The following is a 15,562-nucleotide window of genomic DNA, read 5'->3' on the forward strand; positions in this document are numbered from 1 at the left end:
TGTTGGTCGCCAGGTCGTGCGAGCCGCCCGTTGACGAATGGCCGGTGAGCGCAAGCGGGAGCAGAGTGACCAGCGATCCCGCGAACAGCAGCGGCGCCGGCGACCAGCGCAGCACCGGGATGCTCGCGACCGTGACGATCGCCGCCAGCAGCGCCGTCCACCGCCACGCGCCCGCGGTCTCGACGAGGCTGGCCACTGACCAGATGTCCGACAGGCTGAGCCGGGACACCAGCGGCTGACCCGTGACGTCGGAGACGGTCAGCGGAACCAGCAACGCGGCACACACCGTCCAGATTGCCGACGCGACGGTGCCGAGGCGCAGTGCCCGGTATCCGTCGGCGTCCAGCACGCCGTTCTGCTGTGGCGGCACCATGAACGCGGCGAACATGAACGAACCCACGGCGACGACAGCGGCGATCTCGCCCGCTGCCCGCATGAACGGCAGGCCGTAGGTGGTCACCGGACCAGGGTCGGGCAGCCCCGTCGCGGTCAGCGCGTCGGCCAGCGTCATGGCGCCCAGGCCGGCCGCGGTCACGCCGGCAAGCAGGGCGACCCCGAACAGCAGAGGCCACACCGCGCTGGTACGGACGCTTGGAGCCGTGGTCATGGCTCCAGCGTATGGCCCAAGGCCGGCGGGCTACTCGACCGCTTCGCGCAAAGCGCGTCGCTCCATCTCACGGACGTAGAACTGCTCGCGGGCCATCTCCTCGACCTTGTCCATATCGCGCAGCACGTCGCGAAGCTCGTCGCGGAACGCGGTCCGCCGTTCGAGGAGATCCGCCGCCGGCTCCAGCAGGTGCTGATCGGCGACCACTTGACGCGCTGTGGCGAACAGCAGCGCCGACACCGACTCGGTGGTGCACACGCGGTTTTGTGCGACATATTGGTTGCCGACCCCGAGCGCCCTCTTCGTCAGTTCCTTCTCGTCGACCTCGGCGGGCAGGTCGCGCAACACGTCGGCGACGATCTCGTACGCCTCGATGTACGGCCGCAGCACTGCCTGCGAGATCAGCGGCCGCTTGGCGTGCAGCATCGCGCCGATCTCATCGCCGCCGGCTTCGATGTGTGCCTCCCAGTCGTCGTTCCACGCCATCTCCTCGGCGAGGTGCTCACGGAAGGCTGTCGAATCAGCGAAGTAGAAGTCGAACTTCAACAGGTCGCGCAACCGCATCGCCTGAGTCCAGAACACCTCCAGGCGATTTGCGTCGGCGCGCGCGGCATAGGCCAACGCCAGCTCGACGATCGCGGTCTCCATGAACGCGTCGATGATCGTGTTGCGGTAGAACGCCGCTTCGTGCTCCTGCTCGGGAGCAATCCGCCAGACCGGCTCCCGTCCAGCGCCGACGCAGGTGACCGGATGGCCGTTGGACAGCGCGTCCAGGGCAGCGCGAACGCCGTCGGCGGTGCGTAACCGCAGCACGCTGTTAGTCACCGGAGTCTGTTTGCGCTCAAGGTAATCGAGCGAGTCCTGCAACGTGTGATGCAGCTGGTCCAGCGTCAGAGCGGTGCCGCGGGTGGTCAGCAGCAGCGCTGACACCAGCCCGGTCGCGTTCACGGGTGTGGCGCGCAGAATTCGCCAGGAGACCTCGATCGCCATCTTCTGCATGGCAAGACGCTTCGCGGCTTCGTCTTCGGCGATCGGTCCACCCGGTACGCCGAGGTACTCCCGCATCGACACGGCTTGAGGGAAACGGACATAAATCTTGCCGTAGCTTCGCTCGCCTTGGGCTTTAATGTACTTGTACAGCCAGGACAGCCCCTCGGGCGTCTTCTCTCCGCCACGGGCGTACGCGGCGTATTCGGCGGTCTCGTGCAACTGGTCGAAGCTGATCGACACCGGCTGGAGGAGGATGTCCTCGCTGCGCCCCTCGAGGTAGGCGTCGGCGACGTAGCTCATCAAACCGAGCTTGGGCGGCAACATCTTTCCGGTTCTCGATCGGGTGCCCTCGATCGACCAGCTCAGGTTGAACCGCTTTTGGACGATGTAGCCGACGAACTGGCGCAGCACATACTTGTACAGCGGGTCGTCAAGTTTGCGCCGGATGAAGATGACGCCGGAGCGACGCATCAACGGCCCCATGAAACCGAACGACAGGTTGATACCCGCGAACGTGTGCACGGGCGGCAGCCGGTTCTCCTGCATGGCGACGGGCACGATGACGCCGTCGAGATAGGAGCGGTGGGAGAACAGCAGCACGGCGGGATGACTCTCCAACGCGTGTCGCATGTTCTCGATCTCGGCGCGGTCATAGTCGATGTTCGGGTCGAACCCACGGCTGAAGATGGCCCGGCCCAACGACGGAATGAGGTCGACGGAGAACCGGCTCCACCCGGTGCTCAGTTCGTCGAGCATCTTTCCCGCTGCCTCCACGGTCGCGCCAGGTATCTTCTCGAGGCCGTCTCGGAACCGGGCGGACTCCAGGATCTCGGGCTTGATCAGCTGAGGCGATTTGTACTCGGGTCCGAGTAACCGAAGCTCGACGCGTTCGATGGCGAGGCTTGCGCGTCGGATGACGAAACGTGCAAGATCTCGGGGGTTTTCGCCGACGGTGGTGTCGCTCCACTGCTGGCGCAGCTCGGACACCTTCGCCGGCTCTCCCGCCACCACGCGAGCCCGCGACGGGTCCCGCTTGAGGATGCGGCGTTGCAGGATCTCCGGCGGCCGGTAGGTATCGCGACCGGAGATCAACGAGACCACCTTCGAACGCGTCGGCAGGCCGCCGGGTACCCAGAAGACGCGCACCGGGACCACGGATCGGTCTTCGTCGCCTTCTAGTTCCCCAACGAGCCTCGCCAGCACACCCGGCGGCGGGTCCCCGTCTGGAAGCTCGAGCACGGCGACGTTCGATTCGGGATGCTCACGTCGCTGCTGTTGCAGCCAGTCGCTCAACAACTCTCGTTCAGCCGCCGAGGACACCGACGCCAGCACCAGCGCGTCGTCGGTCGTGGAGAAGGGCGCCATCGGGTCGGCGGTCACGACCGTCCTTTCTTGAAGGCAGCTTTTTTGGCAGGAGCCTTCTTGGCCGGTGTCGTCTTGGCGGGAACCTTCTTGGCGGCCGCCTTCTTCACTGTCGCCTCGGCCGTCTGCTTCTGGGGCGCCTTCCTCGGTGACGACTTCTTCGGTGGCGCGGCCTTCTGGGCTTTCTTGGCCGGCGCCTTCTTGGCACTTCTGTTCCGCGCGTACGGTCCGATCTTCGGAACCGAGTCGTGCGGCCAGTCGTTCAACGTGTCGAGATAGAGCTGACGCACCTCGGCGATCTTGTCCGACAGGTTCTCGACCGTCCAATCGTCCACCGGGATAGGCGGGTACACCACGACGTCGACGGTGCCGGGATTGAAGGTCGTCGAATCGCGCGCCGAAATGACCTCTGCATTGCGAATGATGATGGGGACGATCGGTATTCCCGCGGACATCGCGATACGGAAGGGGCCCTTCTTGAACGGACCCACTTCAGTGGTGTCGAGGCGGGTGCCCTCCGGCGCGATGAGGATCGAGAGCCCCTTCCTGGCGTTCTCCTCGACCTTCTTCAATCCCTCGATCGCGGCCTTCGGGTTGTCCCGGTCGATGAACGCCGCGTCCATCACCTTGCCCAGCGTGCCGGCGATCGGGTCGTTCTCCAGCTCCTTCTTGCCAACCGAGGTGAAGTTGGTGTCGACGAGCCGACCGGCGATGATGGGATCGACCTGGTTGCGGTGGTTGAAGATGAACACCGCAGGCCGCTTCTTCGTCAGGTTCTCCTTGCCGAGCAGGTTGATGTTCACGCCGGTGGCCGTCAGCAGCGTTCGCCCGAAGGCCGATGTGAAGAAGTTGACGCCGGTGCGCCTGTTGCGCGTCAGTAGGCCGAGCCCGATCGCGCCTGCCGCGATCGGCACCAGCGATGCGACGCCTGCGGCGGTACGCAGTTGCGACACCGGGTTGCTGCCGCTGCGGCTGGTGAACCGCAGCACCGGCCAACCTCGTTTGGCCGCAACGGCGGCGAGCTTTCCTGCCGGGTTGGTTGGCCGCGGATTGCCCACCAGATACATCAGGGCGACATCTTCGTCACCGTCGGCGTAGAAGTAGCTTTTCGCAAGGTCGACGCCGTGTTCGGCGGCGAACGCCTGCACTGCCCTGGCCTTGCCCGGACCCCAGATGATCGGGGTCTTCACTTCGCCGGTGATCAGCCCATTGTCGTCGGTCTCGAATTTGTTGCTCAGCACGTTCTTGATGCCGAGGAAGCGCGCCACCGGTTCCACCTGAACCGTGAGCGCCGACGAGCTGAGCACGACGGTGTGGCCGCGATCCACATGGGCGCGCACCAGATCGCGCATCTCGGGGTAGATCCGGCCGATGATCTTCTGCATGAAGAGCCGCTCGGCGAGCTCGTCGATGTCACCGAGCGAACTCCCCCGCAACATGCGCGCGCCCTTGCCGATCAGGTCTTCGAACTCCGAGCGACCCAGCTGATGGTTGAGGCCGGCCTGCACCATGCCGATGAACTCGCCGACGCCCATCTGACCGCGGCGCAAACGATCTCGGGTCATGATCACGCCGGTGAACCCGGCGACAAGTGTGCCGTCGAGATCGAAGAAGGCGCCGATCTTCGGACCGGCAGGGCTGCCCTTGATTTCGGCTACCGAACCGGGCAGGCGCATGGTTCGCGGGTTGGCGCGTCGTGTCGGCTGGCCGTCTGGGGCTGTCATGGGGCGCTACTTCCGTTCGGCGACGGGGGACGGGGTTCGTTGGCGTCCGTTGTGAATGATGCTGGCACGCAACGTCCTTCGCCGCCGAGCGTGAGCACTTCGTCGAATCCGGCTTGCAGGCACCTGGCGAAGTAGTCGCCATCGGTGACTGCTGCCTGGTCATATCGTGCGGTGACCGTGATGTAGCCGGCCCGCGAGACCAGCACGACCATCATGGCCACCCCGGGGAGCGGGCCGAGTCCGTACTGCCGCAGGATCTTTGCGCCCGCGATGAACGTGTCTCCCGCGTATACGGGCACATTGCTGGCCTGCACGTCGGAGTTCACAACGGATCCGGCCATGCCTTCGAGGACGGTGTCCGGCAGCAGGCTCAGCACCGGTGCGATCACACCGACCATGTTGACGGCGCGTTCGTCGCGCTTGCGAGTCATCTGGGAGCGGATGCTCTTGATTCGCCTCTCGGGGTCGACGACGCCGATCGGTGCAGCGAGATTTACTCCGGCGAAACGGTTTCCGCCGGCCGGGTCGTTGTCGGAGCGCATGTTGACCGGAATCGCCATCGGCAGGGTCTCGACGGGCACACCCATGTGTTCGTGGTAGCGCCGCAACGCGCCGCACAGGCCGGCCAGGTATGCGTCGTTGATCGAGCCGCCTGCCGCTTTGGCCGCCCTGTGCAGGTCACCGAACTCGATGTCGATGGCGTCGCTGCGCGTCGAAAGGCTTCGGCGTCGCAGCACGGGCGACGGTTCGGCAGCAGGTCCGACCACACGGGCTCCCGACACCGCGTACTCGACGGCGCCGCCGAGCGAGGCGACGGGATCGCGGATCACCTTCCCGACGGCCTGAGCCGCACCGTAGATCGCTCTCCCCACACCGCCGGCGATCGCACCGGGCAACCGGTTGAAACCTTGCCGCATGAGGTCATTCGGCGACAGATCCTCCGGAATCGGCAGCGGCGGATCAGCCTGCGGCGGCGGGTCGCGCTCGAGATCGTAGAGGTTGGCGAACATTTCGACACCGCCGACGCCGTCGGTGACTGCGTGGCTGAGATGGATCATCATCGCTGCCCGGCCGCCTGCGAGGCCCTCGACCAGGGTCGCGGTCCACAGCGGCCGGGAGATGTCGAGCGGCGACTGCAGGGCGACCTCGGCGAGGTCGAGCACCTCGCGCAGGGTGCCGGGTTCGGCCACGCGTACGCGCCGGACGTGGAAATCGAGGTTGAAGTCGGGGTCGACGACCCATCGCGGCGCCACCGTGGGCAGGGTGGGCATCACTACTTTCTGCCGCAGCCGCAGAACTTTCCGCGAGGCGTGTTCGAAGCGCCTCCGCAGCCGTTGCCAGTCCGGCGTGGTGTCGAGGACCTCGAGGGTCATGATCCCGGAGCGCGTGCGGGGGTTGGCTTCGCCGCGATGCAGAAGTTGGTCGACGGGGCTGAGTTCCTCCGGTAGTCCGGCCGCGTCCGGTTCAGACACATTACTCACGGCTGCGACCACCCTGCCATCGTTGCTGCTCCTCCCTCCGGCCCGCACATGTTGTTACCCACGCTAGTCCGCCGTAACTCGCGGCGACGTGCCTTTGGTGGCTATGTAGAGCGGTAGTCGGAGGGTCGAGCGGGCCGACTCGCTTGGTGTCACCAAATACACCTTCGTAACGGTCAGCGATGAATCGCAGGCTTTAACTCGCGTGATCCGGCAGCCTCCAACACAACTAGCGGCTGACAACCCGCAGGGTGACGGACGCGCCCTGTTCTGCGGGCCTGATGTGGTCTGTGAGCTCGGCTAGGGTGAGTGCGCTGCCCCCGTAGCTCAGTGGATAGAGCAACCGCCTTCTAAGCGGTTGGCCGCAGGTTCGAGTCCTGCCGGGGGCGCGCAAGGCATGTTTGGGTCGGCTCCGGTGGGCCGATCCCACCTATTTCCTGCGCGCACAAGGCACCGCGATAATGACCGGGTGCGGATCATTCGGAACTGGCTCGTAGCGACTGAGACGATCTTGATGCTGACGCTCGTCGGCGTCGGTGCTGCCGCTCCGGCGGTGGCCGATCCGGGCATGGGGTCTCAGGACACTGCATCGGCATCGGCGGACGACACCGCCGAAGGAGGGCTGCCGAACGGTCAGCGGCTCAGCCCGTTCGACCTCTCGAGCCCCGCGGTGAACCGGCTCGATCCGGCATTGCTCGACGCCATCCAGCGGGCCGCCCAGAGCGCGGCCGCCGACGCCATCACCATCGGCCTAAGCTCGGGTTGGCGCTCACCGGAGTTCCAGCAACGCCTATACGACGAGGCCGTCGTCCAGTACGGCAGCCCGGACATCGCCAGTCAGTACGTCGCATCTCCGCAGGTGTCCAAGCACGTCATCGGCAAGGCTGTCGACGTCGGCCCCGCAGCGGCCGACGACTGGCTCATCCGCAACGGCTTGGTGTTCGGGTTGTGTCAGATCTACGCGAACGAGATCTGGCATTTCGAGTTGGCGTCCGACTACGGAAGCGTATGCCCACCGTTGCGACCCAATGCCGCAGGCTGAGCCGCGGGTACACGCACTCAGCGCTTTCGGCAAATCTCCTCTAAGAGTCTGGAGGAAGTTACCTCGCTCCTCGACGCGAAGGCTAGGGCACGATGCAATCCACGTATCCGCCGTCGACGCGCAGCGCTCCCCCTGTCGTCGCGGAAGCCAAGGGTGAGGCCAGGTACGTCACCATGTTCGCGATCTCCTCTGGCTCGATCAGCCGCTGGATCAACGACTGCGGACGATGCTTGCGCATGAATTCGCGCTGCGCCTCGTCCCACGGCAGCGACTTGTCGACAAGTTGGTAGACGAAGTCCTCGACACCCGCCGTGTGCGTCGGTCCGGCGATCACCGAATTCACCGTCACCCCGGTTCCCGCCGCATCCTTGGCGAAACCACGCGACACTGCCAGCAGCGCCGTCTTGGACACGCCGTAGTGAATCATCTCGTCGGGCGTCACCAACGCTGAGTCACTGGCGATTTGAATGGCTCTGCCCCAACCACGTTCGGTCATGCCCGGAAGGTACATCCGGATAAGCCGCACCGCCGCAAGCACATTGACGTCGAAATAGGTTCGCCATTGCTCGTCGGTGATCTCTTGTGCCGGTACCGCGCCGAAAATGCCGAGGTTGTTGACGAGGATGTCCACTTGCGGCAGGTCGCGCAAGAGCTGCGCAGCGCCTTCCGCTGTCGTCACATCGACCGCAACGCCGACCACATCGCCGTGCAGCTTCGCGACGGCCTCGTCAACCCTCTCCGCAGTGCGCCCATTGACCGCGACCCTCGCACCGCTGCCGGCCAGCCCCTCGGCGATCGCGAAGCCGATGCCCTGGGTCGAGCCTGTGACAAGGGCTGTCTTTCCGGTCAGATCTATATTCACGCAAAGGTAGTACCACGACACACACCGACTATTCCCGCCGTCGGATCAATTCGCGGATCGGGTGAATGAGGGGATGTTTCGCGGGGAATACCCTTCGCGTCTGCGGTGTCGGAACGTCGCAGTAAAACGCACTCGGAGGTGGCGATGAAGTTCGGAATTTCGACATTCGTCAACGACGACACCATTGACACGGTGTCCTTGGCGCGAGCGATCGAGGAACGGGGCCTCGAGTCCCTCGTCGTAGCGGAGCACACGCACATTCCGGCGAGCCGCGAATCTCCGTATCCCGAGGGAGGCGAGCTGCCGTCATTCTATTACCGGACACTCGACCCGTTCGTCACGCTGGCGGCAGCGGCGGCGGTCACGTCGAAGATCGAGCTGATGACCGGGATTGCGCTGTTGATCCAGCGCGACCCCATCATCACTGCCAAGGAAGCCGCCAGCATCGACGTCATCTCCGGAGGTCGATTCGCTCTCGGGGTTGGTGCGGGCTGGAACATCGAGGAGCTGCGCGACCACGGCACGGATCCGAAGTCCCGCGGCGCGCTCCTCGACGAGCGAATCGAAGCGATCAAGAAGCTGTGGACCGAAGAGCCCGCCGAGTACCACGGCAAGTATGTCGATTTCGACGCGGCCTATCTGCGGCCCAAACCCGTCCAGCAGCCGCATCCGCCGATCTACATCGGCGGAGACTCCGACGCCACGGTCAAGCGGATCATCAGGCACAACGCGGGCTGGATATCGAACCCGAGCCCGGTCGAGCACCTGAAAAAACGCATCGACCAGATGCGCGAGGGTGCAGGCCACGACGTCCCGCTGGCGACATTCGGCACTCCGGTAGATCCCGACTACTGGCACGGACTCGACGACCTGGGTTATGGCCGGGTCGCGCTACTGCTGCCAACCAAACCGAAGGACGAGTCGCTGCGACTTCTTGACGAGTACGCCGCCGCCGTCGAGAAGTACCGCGCCTGAGGCATACGCTTTGTGTGGTGAGTGGAAAACGGGGCGCAGCGCTGGTTCTGGCGGCGATCGCCTCAGTACTGGTCGGCTGCACGCATGACGCACCGCCTGCGCCGCCCCCCTCACCGGCCGCAGCCGCCCCCGGGCCGGCCACCGTCACACCGCTGGACGACGAGACGACCAAACCGGCAGAAGCACAACGGCAGCTGTCGTCCGACCCAGCGCAACTCGCCGACGACCTCGTCGCCGACGAGCACGCGCTACGTGATCCGTCGACGCCGGAGCCGGCGCTGCAGGCCGCGGCACACCGCCAGCAGGCGGCCTACCGCACCATCGGCTACCACAACGAGTGGGACGCGATCACCCGTCCGCGAATCCCGCCCTCGATGCAGGAGGTCTACGACCTCAACGTCGACGCCCGCCGCCAGCTCACCGCAATGGCCGAGGTCAAGGACGCAATTCCGGCGTGGCGCATCGTGGCTCCGGTTCCTGCGGACGAACTGCTCGGTCATTACCGCGACGCAGAAGCGGCCTCTGGTGTCGGCTGGAACTACCTGGCAGCGATCAACCTGATCGAGACGCGGCTCGGCAGCGTCGTCGGCCCGAGCAGCGCAGGCGCCCAGGGGCCTATGCAGTTCCTGCCGTCGACGTTCGCCGGCTACGGCGAAGGCGGCGACATCTACTCGCCGCGCGACAGCATCATGGCCGCCGGCCGCTACCTCGCCGCCAGCGGCTTTGCCGCCAACCGCGATCAAGCGATCTACCGGTACAACCATGCGGCGCAATACGTCCGGGCGGTCAACGACTATGCGGCGGTGCTGGCGGCCGATCCTGCGGCGTTCACCGGCTTCTACCGTTGGGACGTCTACGTGAAGACGACCGCGGGTGATCTGCTGCTGCCGATCGGTTACGCGTCGGACACCCCGATCCCGGTCGCGGAGTACCTCACGTCGCACCCGCAGTGACGCCGTCGACGTCCAGGCTCAACGCCGCCAGAAATCGAAGCGATCGCGGCCGGCCCTGAAGCCGGCCGCTTCCGCGATATCCACCGCCACGTCGAAGTGCTCGCCGACCCGTAACGGCTGATGCGCGTCGCTGCCGAACGAGACCGCGTCGCCGCCCTCCTCCCACCACCACCGCAACTGGGAGACGGACGCCATCGGACTGCGCGTGTTGATCTCCAGCGCCCGGCCCGAAGACGCCAACGTCCGGAACACCGTCCGGTACTCCTCTTCGAAGTCCGATTCGTCGTAGGCGCCCACACGTCCGGTCGGCCAGTAGCGTCGCGCGTAATCGCAGTGGGCCAGCACGTTGAACACCAACGAGCCGCCGACGAGGACCACCAGTTCTGCGAAGTAGCGGCGCATCACCTCGTGCGCATCGATCTCGCTGAACAGTCCGTTGCTGATGCCGGTGAGCGTGCCGTCGACAACGATCCCGTGAAGACTGCCGAGCACGCGTTCGAAGTTGCCGGCGGCCAGCACGCCGGCCACGCTGGCAGGGAAGAGGTGCGGCTCACCGGCCTCGATGCCGGAGAGAATGCGCAAGTCCGCAAACTCGTCGCGGCAGCGCGCCAAGTCAGCCAGATATCCCTCGACGTCGAGCGGCGCAACGCGCGGGCGGTGACCTACGCGAGCCGGAGGCTGGTCTGTCAAACCCGCGTGCTCGTCGGAGTCCTCGAGACTCCATTCGGTGAAATCGACGTGCTCGGTGAACGCTAAACCAGGAACACCCAGCTCGATGGCGCGTGCGCAGGCAAGCTGCATCGACGAGCTCGACGCGGTGTCCCAGGACCACCGAGTGTGGACGTGATTATCGGTGGGCTTCATCGTCACCGATCGTGGCACATACAATGGGCGTAGCACATTGCTACACTTGTAGCATATTGCTACAACCTGGAGGTCAGGATGGCGGGAAGCACGGATCGCGTCACCCGTTTCGCAGCGGATCTGCTCGATAGCGCCGCCGCCGAGGGTGCTCGCCAAAGTCGATCGGCCAAACAGCAACTCGACCATTGGGCCCGGGTCGGCCGCGAGGTCTCCAGTCAGCACACCGCGGCGCGCAGGCGGGTCGAGGCAGCGCTCACCGGAGACCTGGAGCTGCGGGAGCTCGACGTCGAAGAAGGCGTCGTTTTCAATGCCGAGATCGCCGCCGCAATCCAGGAGAATCTGGCGGAGTCCAATTACGGCGAAGTACTCGCCAAGCGCGGCATCACCACGGTGTCCCTCAATGACTCCGGTGAGATCGTCGAGCACCACCCCGACGGCAGCGCTGTTGTGCTGACGACGGGCCGCCGGGCGGCTCGGCGCAGAAAGTGAACGACGCGGCACGTCGATGAACCGGCTCGATCTCGTTGTCGGATCAAATGGTGCGGGTAAGTCGACCTTCGTCGACCTGACGCTGGCACCGCTACTGCCGGGAAGCGTCTTCGTCAACGCGGACGAGATCGCCAGACAGCGCTGGCCCGACGACCCGGTCGGGCACGCGTACGACGCCGCTCGGGTGGCGGCGGAAACCAGGGCCATGCTCATCGAACTCCGGCGGTCGTTCATCGCCGAGACGGTGTTTTCCCATCCGTCCAAGCTCGAATTGATCGACGCTGCCCACGCGGCGGATTACACCGTCGTGCTGCACGTTCTTCTCATCCCTCAGGAGCTTGCTGTTCAACGAGTCAGGCATCGAGTCAGCGCGGGCGGTCACGATGTTCCCGAAGACAAGATCCGCGGGCGCTATCAACGACTTTGGGCACTCGTCGCCGCCGCCATCGTCCGATCCGACTCCGCCACAGTCTATGACAACAGCGGCCTGAAAGGCCCGCGCATTGTGGCGCAGTTCAGCGGCGGCTTCGCCGTCGGCCTTTCCACGTGGCCCGATTGGACACCGAAGGAGTTGTCCACTCGATGGTGAGCCATACGGCCTGGTGAACTACGAGAACGAGGGGTGGCACCACACCTTCAAGCCCGAGGCGTACCCGGACACCTATTTCGATTTTCCCGTCGACCCCTCTTCGCTGGCGCACTGACGCGCCGAGTTCTGCAGAAAGGTTGGTCGGGCGACGACAAATTCACGGCTCAGACGCAGAACTCGATGTATGAGCCGGCGGCCCTGATCTACCATCCAGACATGATTCGGCTTGGCATCGCCCTCTGGGCGACGCTCACCCTGGCGCTCGCGGGCATCATCGGCGCGAGCGCCGCACAGGCCGACCCCTGGCCCCCGTCACCGTGCGGCTTCTCGATTTCTCCACCGCAGGTCGTGCAGGTGGACGGGGTCAGCAAGGTCACCGCGACGGTGACGTCCACGGTCTGTGGCGTCGCGGCCAGCCCGTACCAGAGCGTGGCCTGCGTCGAGCAATCGGGACGTGACGCACATAGCTCCTGCATGCAGGGCACCGACACCGCGCAGGCCTATTTCGAGCCCTACACGCCCGGCGCGACCTACACATCGCGCGGCCGTGGCTGCGGCATCATCGTGCCTACCCTGCCTGCCGACAACTGCCAGATCCTCGGGCCTCTCACCGCGACCCTGTAGGCGCTCACTAGCCTGAAGCGATGTCCGATCGCGTCCTCGTCCAGGTCGAAAACCACGTCGCGCTCATCACCCTCAACGATCCCGACCGCCGCAACGCCGTCACCGCTGAGATCTCCGCAGCGCTGCGCGCGGCGGTCGACGCGGCCGAGGCGAACCCCGGCGTGCACGCCGTCATCGTCACCGGCGCGGGCAAGTCGTTCTGCGCAGGCGCCGACCTGACTGCGCTCGGCGAGGCTACGGAGGACGGGCTGCGGAGAATCTACGACGGCTTCCTCGCGGTGGCCAACTGCGCACTGCCGACGATCGCGGCCGTCAACGGTGCCGCCGTCGGCGCCGGGCTCAACCTCGCGCTCGCCGCGGATGTGCGCATCGCGGGTCCCGCCGCGCTGTTCGACCCGCGTTTCCAGAAGCTCGGGATCCATCCCGGCGGCGGCGCGACATGGATGCTGCAGCGCGCCGTCGGCGTACAGGCGGCAAGGGCCTCGCTGCTGTTCGGGATGCGGTTCGACGCCGAGGCCGCCGTGCGCTACGGATTGGCTCTCGACGTCGCCGACGATCCGGTCGCCGCCGCCAAGGAGCTCGCCGCCGGCCCGGCGGCCGCGCCGCGCGACGTCGTGCTCGCGACCAAAGCTTCCATGCGGGCCACCGCCAACCCCGGCTCGATCGACGTGGAGCAACACGCGATTGCAGTCACGACTGAGCTCAAACCGCAAGCGGATTCAATACTCTCGCCGCAATTCGCCGAACGGCTGGCCGCCGCCAAACTCAAGTAACGTATCTGGCGAACGGCTGCGCTGTCACGCCGAGAGCAGCCGCTCGAAGAATGCTCGATAGTGTCGCAGAGCCACCCGCAGATCCTCGGTCGATACTGTCTCGCCCTGTCCCCACTGCTCTTCGAGTCGTGAACGCGCATCGGCGAAGCCGGTCGTGAGACTCTTGATCAGCTCTGACACCAAGCTGTCGGCTTTTTCGACGCAGTCCTTCGGATTGTCGACGAATTCCGCCTGCACAGACACCCATTGCGCGCGCATCGCCGCCAGCTCGTCACCGCCGAATAGCGGTTCCCCGCCTGTTGATTCGGCCTCGTTCTGTGTGCTGCCGATCGGCTTCATCGCCACTGTCGGTGTCTCGGTCGCTGAAGTATGCGATTCGTTTGCAACGCCGGATCGGGCCGGCGAAGCGATGTCGGTCTGCCGGCGACCTGCCGTCGCCCGGTCGTCGTCGAACTCGTCGACCTCGGTGTGTTGGCCGTGGGTTGTCATGCTGTTGCCTCCTGTGAAGTGTCGTTGTCCTTCTTCGCGTCAAGCAGCCTTTCGAAGAGCGCCCGGTAATGCACGAACGCCTCGCGTTGCTTCTCGGTGTCCACGCCGCCGTTCATCTGTGACAAGTGGATGCCATGGGCGATGCGGTAGTTCTCCACGATCTGTGGGTGGTCCACCGATATGTCGGCTTCCCGCTGCTCGAAATCATCGACAGGGTAGCCCTTCTCGCGCATCACCTCGGTGACCAGCCGGTCGGCAGCGCCCACCGCACTCGCCGGGTCGTCGACGAACGCCGTCTGCACTTGGTGCCAGTGATTCGTGAAATGTGTCAACGCCGATGGCGTCAAGGCGACGATGTCCAGTTTGTCACGGTTGTGTTCACGAGCGGTGAGCTCCTTTTCGGCCACCTTGCGATCGCCGGCTTCGGAAACCAGGTGCTCGTACTCGGGACCATAACGCTGCTTCAGCCGGTGTGTCCTGCTGCGGCTACTTGACCTTGCGGCCCCAACGATCACCGCGGCAACCACGATGACTGCGCCGGCTGCGATCAGAATCCATTCCCGTGTGGGCATTGCCTGCTCCTCTCGTATCTGAGCCAAAAAGCCTGAGCGAGGCGCGAATATCTACTCGCTCGGCAAAAGTTCCTGAAGTGAAGTTGCTGACTTGAAGCCGATCAGAAGTAGTGCCGCCGGCCCCCGATGGCGCGCCCCGTGGAGCCGACAATCGCCAGGATCGCCCCGATGACGATCAGGATGATTCCGATGGTCCAGAGAATGGAGATCTTGAGGAGGAATCCCGCGATCAGCAGGATGATTCCGAGGATGATCATGACTGGCCCTTCCGTTGCGTTGTGACTGTCGGACGGTCGGGACCATCGCCCGACACTGGATTCAGTTGATCACCCCTAAGGGGGGTGGTAATACACCCCTAAGGAGGTAATCTGCGCGATATGTCATCGTCAGCTTCACGCTCATCCGCCCCGATCACGGTGGCGCTCGTCGATGACTACGACATCGTCGTCAAGGGCGTGGCCAACATGCTCGACCCGTACCGCGACCGCGTCGTCATTGCCGAACTCGACTCCACCATGCCCGTCGACGACGCGGTGGACATCGTGTTGTACGACTCCTTCGCCCAGCCCGAGTCTGATCACGAGGAGATCGGAATGCTGGTCGCCAATCCCCGTGCACACCGAGTTGTGGTCTATACGTGGAACTTTCACCCCGACCTTGTGGAAAGCGCGCGCCAGCACGGCGCACATGGGTATCTGTCGAAGACGTTGCCCGCACGCGAGTTGGTAGCCGCGCTAGAGGCCGTGCAGTCAGGCGAGACCATTATCAGCGACGTGCCGCCGCGAGCGCGCAGCGCACCGGGATTGGACTGGCCCGGCCGAGGCGAAGGACTCAGCGATCGCGAGGCGGAAATCCTTGCGCTGATCGCTCAGGGCAAGAGCAACGCCGATGTCGCGAGGCTGACCTATCTGAGCCCTAACACGGTGAAGTCCTACATCCGCAGCATCTATCGCAAGATCGGCGTCGAAAGCCGGACCAGGGCCGTCCTCTGGGGTGTGGACCACGGCTTCACCCCCGACCATCATCGCATCGAGCACTGGCGCGGCGGGCCCTAGCTTTCGCGGCGGCAGTCAAGGGTGATGGTGAGCGTGGGTGGTCGGCCGGGCTGGATGCTCGGCTTTTTACGCGGTGGACAGTGCGTCGGATCGGGTTGGTGGGCCGCGATAGTT

16 protein-coding genes, 1 tRNA gene and 1 pseudogene are annotated in these 15,562 nt (G+C 65.1%); 9 read left to right on the forward strand and 9 right to left on the reverse strand.

The genetic code is table 11. The features are described from left to right. The 4 genes and pseudogenes from QOC76_RS30890 to QOC76_RS30905 form a co-directional block, all read right to left on the reverse strand. Window positions 1-607 (reverse strand): annotated as a pseudogene (locus QOC76_RS30890) (copper resistance protein CopD); the annotation flags it as partial. Window positions 608-637: 30 nt separating this feature from the next. Beyond that, window positions 638-2,962 carry a glycerol-3-phosphate 1-O-acyltransferase gene (locus QOC76_RS30895; RefSeq protein ID WP_526363812.1) on the reverse strand — a complete coding sequence of 775 codons (2,325 nt, stop codon included), beginning with the start codon at window positions 2,960-2,962 and terminating at the stop codon, window positions 638-640. An 11-nt stretch (window positions 2,963-2,973) separates the two neighbouring features. Next, on the reverse strand, window positions 2,974-4,683 hold the full coding sequence (locus QOC76_RS30900; protein WP_526363782.1) for an HAD-IB family hydrolase/lysophospholipid acyltransferase family protein: 1,710 nt from the start codon (window positions 4,681-4,683) through the stop codon (window positions 2,974-2,976). Continuing rightward, window positions 4,680-6,164: a wax ester/triacylglycerol synthase family O-acyltransferase gene (locus QOC76_RS30905; protein ID WP_526363784.1), complete on the reverse strand. Its 1,485-nt coding sequence runs from the start codon at window positions 6,162-6,164 to the stop codon at window positions 4,680-4,682. Before QOC76_RS30905 ends, QOC76_RS30900 begins: the two co-directional genes overlap by 4 nt. A gap of 313 nt (window positions 6,165-6,477) precedes the next feature. Here QOC76_RS30905 and QOC76_RS30910 point away from each other — a divergent pair. Together QOC76_RS30910 and QOC76_RS30915 are read left to right on the forward strand one after the other, a co-directional pair. Further along, window positions 6,478-6,550, forward strand: a tRNA-Arg gene (locus tag QOC76_RS30910). An 80-nt stretch (window positions 6,551-6,630) separates the two neighbouring features. Further along, a complete protein-coding gene (locus QOC76_RS30915) occupies window positions 6,631-7,203 on the forward strand; it encodes a M15 family metallopeptidase (protein WP_526363786.1) in 573 nt (190 codons plus the stop codon). A gap of 82 nt (window positions 7,204-7,285) precedes the next feature. Here the strand turns inward: QOC76_RS30915 and QOC76_RS30920 are convergent, their stop codons facing one another. After that, window positions 7,286-8,065 (reverse strand): SDR family NAD(P)-dependent oxidoreductase, encoded by a 780-nt coding sequence (locus tag QOC76_RS30920; protein WP_526363788.1) that lies wholly within the window; start codon window positions 8,063-8,065, stop codon window positions 7,286-7,288. Between the two features lie 144 nt (window positions 8,066-8,209). Between QOC76_RS30920 and QOC76_RS30925 the strand changes: the two genes are divergently transcribed. Together QOC76_RS30925 and QOC76_RS30930 are read left to right on the forward strand one after the other, a co-directional pair. Then, window positions 8,210-9,040 (forward strand): LLM class F420-dependent oxidoreductase, encoded by an 831-nt coding sequence (locus QOC76_RS30925; protein WP_526363790.1) that lies wholly within the window; start codon window positions 8,210-8,212, stop codon window positions 9,038-9,040. A 14-nt stretch (window positions 9,041-9,054) separates the two neighbouring features. Next, complete coding sequence (locus QOC76_RS30930) at window positions 9,055-9,993, forward strand: lytic transglycosylase domain-containing protein (protein WP_526363792.1); 939 nt, start codon at window positions 9,055-9,057, stop codon at window positions 9,991-9,993. An 18-nt stretch (window positions 9,994-10,011) separates the two neighbouring features. Here QOC76_RS30930 and QOC76_RS30935 read toward each other — a convergent pair whose 3' ends face one another. After that, window positions 10,012-10,857 carry a PHP domain-containing protein gene (locus QOC76_RS30935; protein ID WP_526363794.1) on the reverse strand — a complete coding sequence of 282 codons (846 nt, stop codon included), beginning with the start codon at window positions 10,855-10,857 and terminating at the stop codon, window positions 10,012-10,014. A 78-nt stretch (window positions 10,858-10,935) separates the two neighbouring features. On the opposite strand from QOC76_RS30935, the gene QOC76_RS30940 reads away from it, so the two are divergent. The 4 genes from QOC76_RS30940 (at window position 10,936) to QOC76_RS30955 (ending at window position 13,332) form a co-directional block, all read left to right on the forward strand. After that, entirely contained in the window at window positions 10,936-11,346 is a 411-nt protein-coding gene (locus QOC76_RS30940) for a TA system antitoxin ParD family protein (protein WP_526363796.1), read from the forward strand. Between the two features lie 16 nt (window positions 11,347-11,362). After that, window positions 11,363-11,935 carry an ATPase gene (locus tag QOC76_RS30945; RefSeq protein ID WP_526363798.1) on the forward strand — a complete coding sequence of 191 codons (573 nt, stop codon included), beginning with the start codon at window positions 11,363-11,365 and terminating at the stop codon, window positions 11,933-11,935. Between the two features lie 216 nt (window positions 11,936-12,151). Next, window positions 12,152-12,559, forward strand: coding sequence for a hypothetical protein (locus QOC76_RS30950; protein ID WP_526363800.1), 408 nt, complete (start codon window positions 12,152-12,154; stop codon window positions 12,557-12,559). Window positions 12,560-12,579: 20 nt separating this feature from the next. Then, window positions 12,580-13,332, forward strand: a complete 753-nt coding sequence (locus QOC76_RS30955) for an enoyl-CoA hydratase (protein ID WP_526363802.1) — start codon at window positions 12,580-12,582, stop codon at window positions 13,330-13,332. Window positions 13,333-13,356: 24 nt separating this feature from the next. Here the strand turns inward: QOC76_RS30955 and QOC76_RS30960 are convergent, their stop codons facing one another. From QOC76_RS30960 to QOC76_RS30970, 3 genes are all read right to left on the reverse strand, one after another. Continuing rightward, window positions 13,357-13,821: a hypothetical protein gene (locus QOC76_RS30960; protein WP_526363804.1), complete on the reverse strand. Its 465-nt coding sequence runs from the start codon at window positions 13,819-13,821 to the stop codon at window positions 13,357-13,359. Further along, window positions 13,818-14,393: a hypothetical protein gene (locus QOC76_RS30965; protein WP_526363806.1), complete on the reverse strand. Its 576-nt coding sequence runs from the start codon at window positions 14,391-14,393 to the stop codon at window positions 13,818-13,820. The genes QOC76_RS30960 and QOC76_RS30965 overlap by 4 nt, the downstream gene beginning before the upstream one ends. A 101-nt stretch (window positions 14,394-14,494) precedes the next feature. Next, window positions 14,495-14,650, reverse strand: coding sequence for a DUF6131 family protein (locus QOC76_RS30970; RefSeq protein ID WP_526363808.1), 156 nt, complete (start codon window positions 14,648-14,650; stop codon window positions 14,495-14,497). Between the two features lie 120 nt (window positions 14,651-14,770). Between QOC76_RS30970 and QOC76_RS30975 the strand changes: the two genes are divergently transcribed. Next, complete coding sequence (locus QOC76_RS30975) at window positions 14,771-15,448, forward strand: response regulator transcription factor (protein WP_526363810.1); 678 nt, start codon at window positions 14,771-14,773, stop codon at window positions 15,446-15,448. The last annotated feature ends 114 nt before the right edge of the window (window positions 15,449-15,562 follow it).

Origin of the sequence: Mycobacterium sp., assembly GCF_032159565.1 — a bacterium.
Lineage (GTDB): Bacteria > Actinomycetota > Actinomycetes > Mycobacteriales > Mycobacteriaceae > Mycobacterium.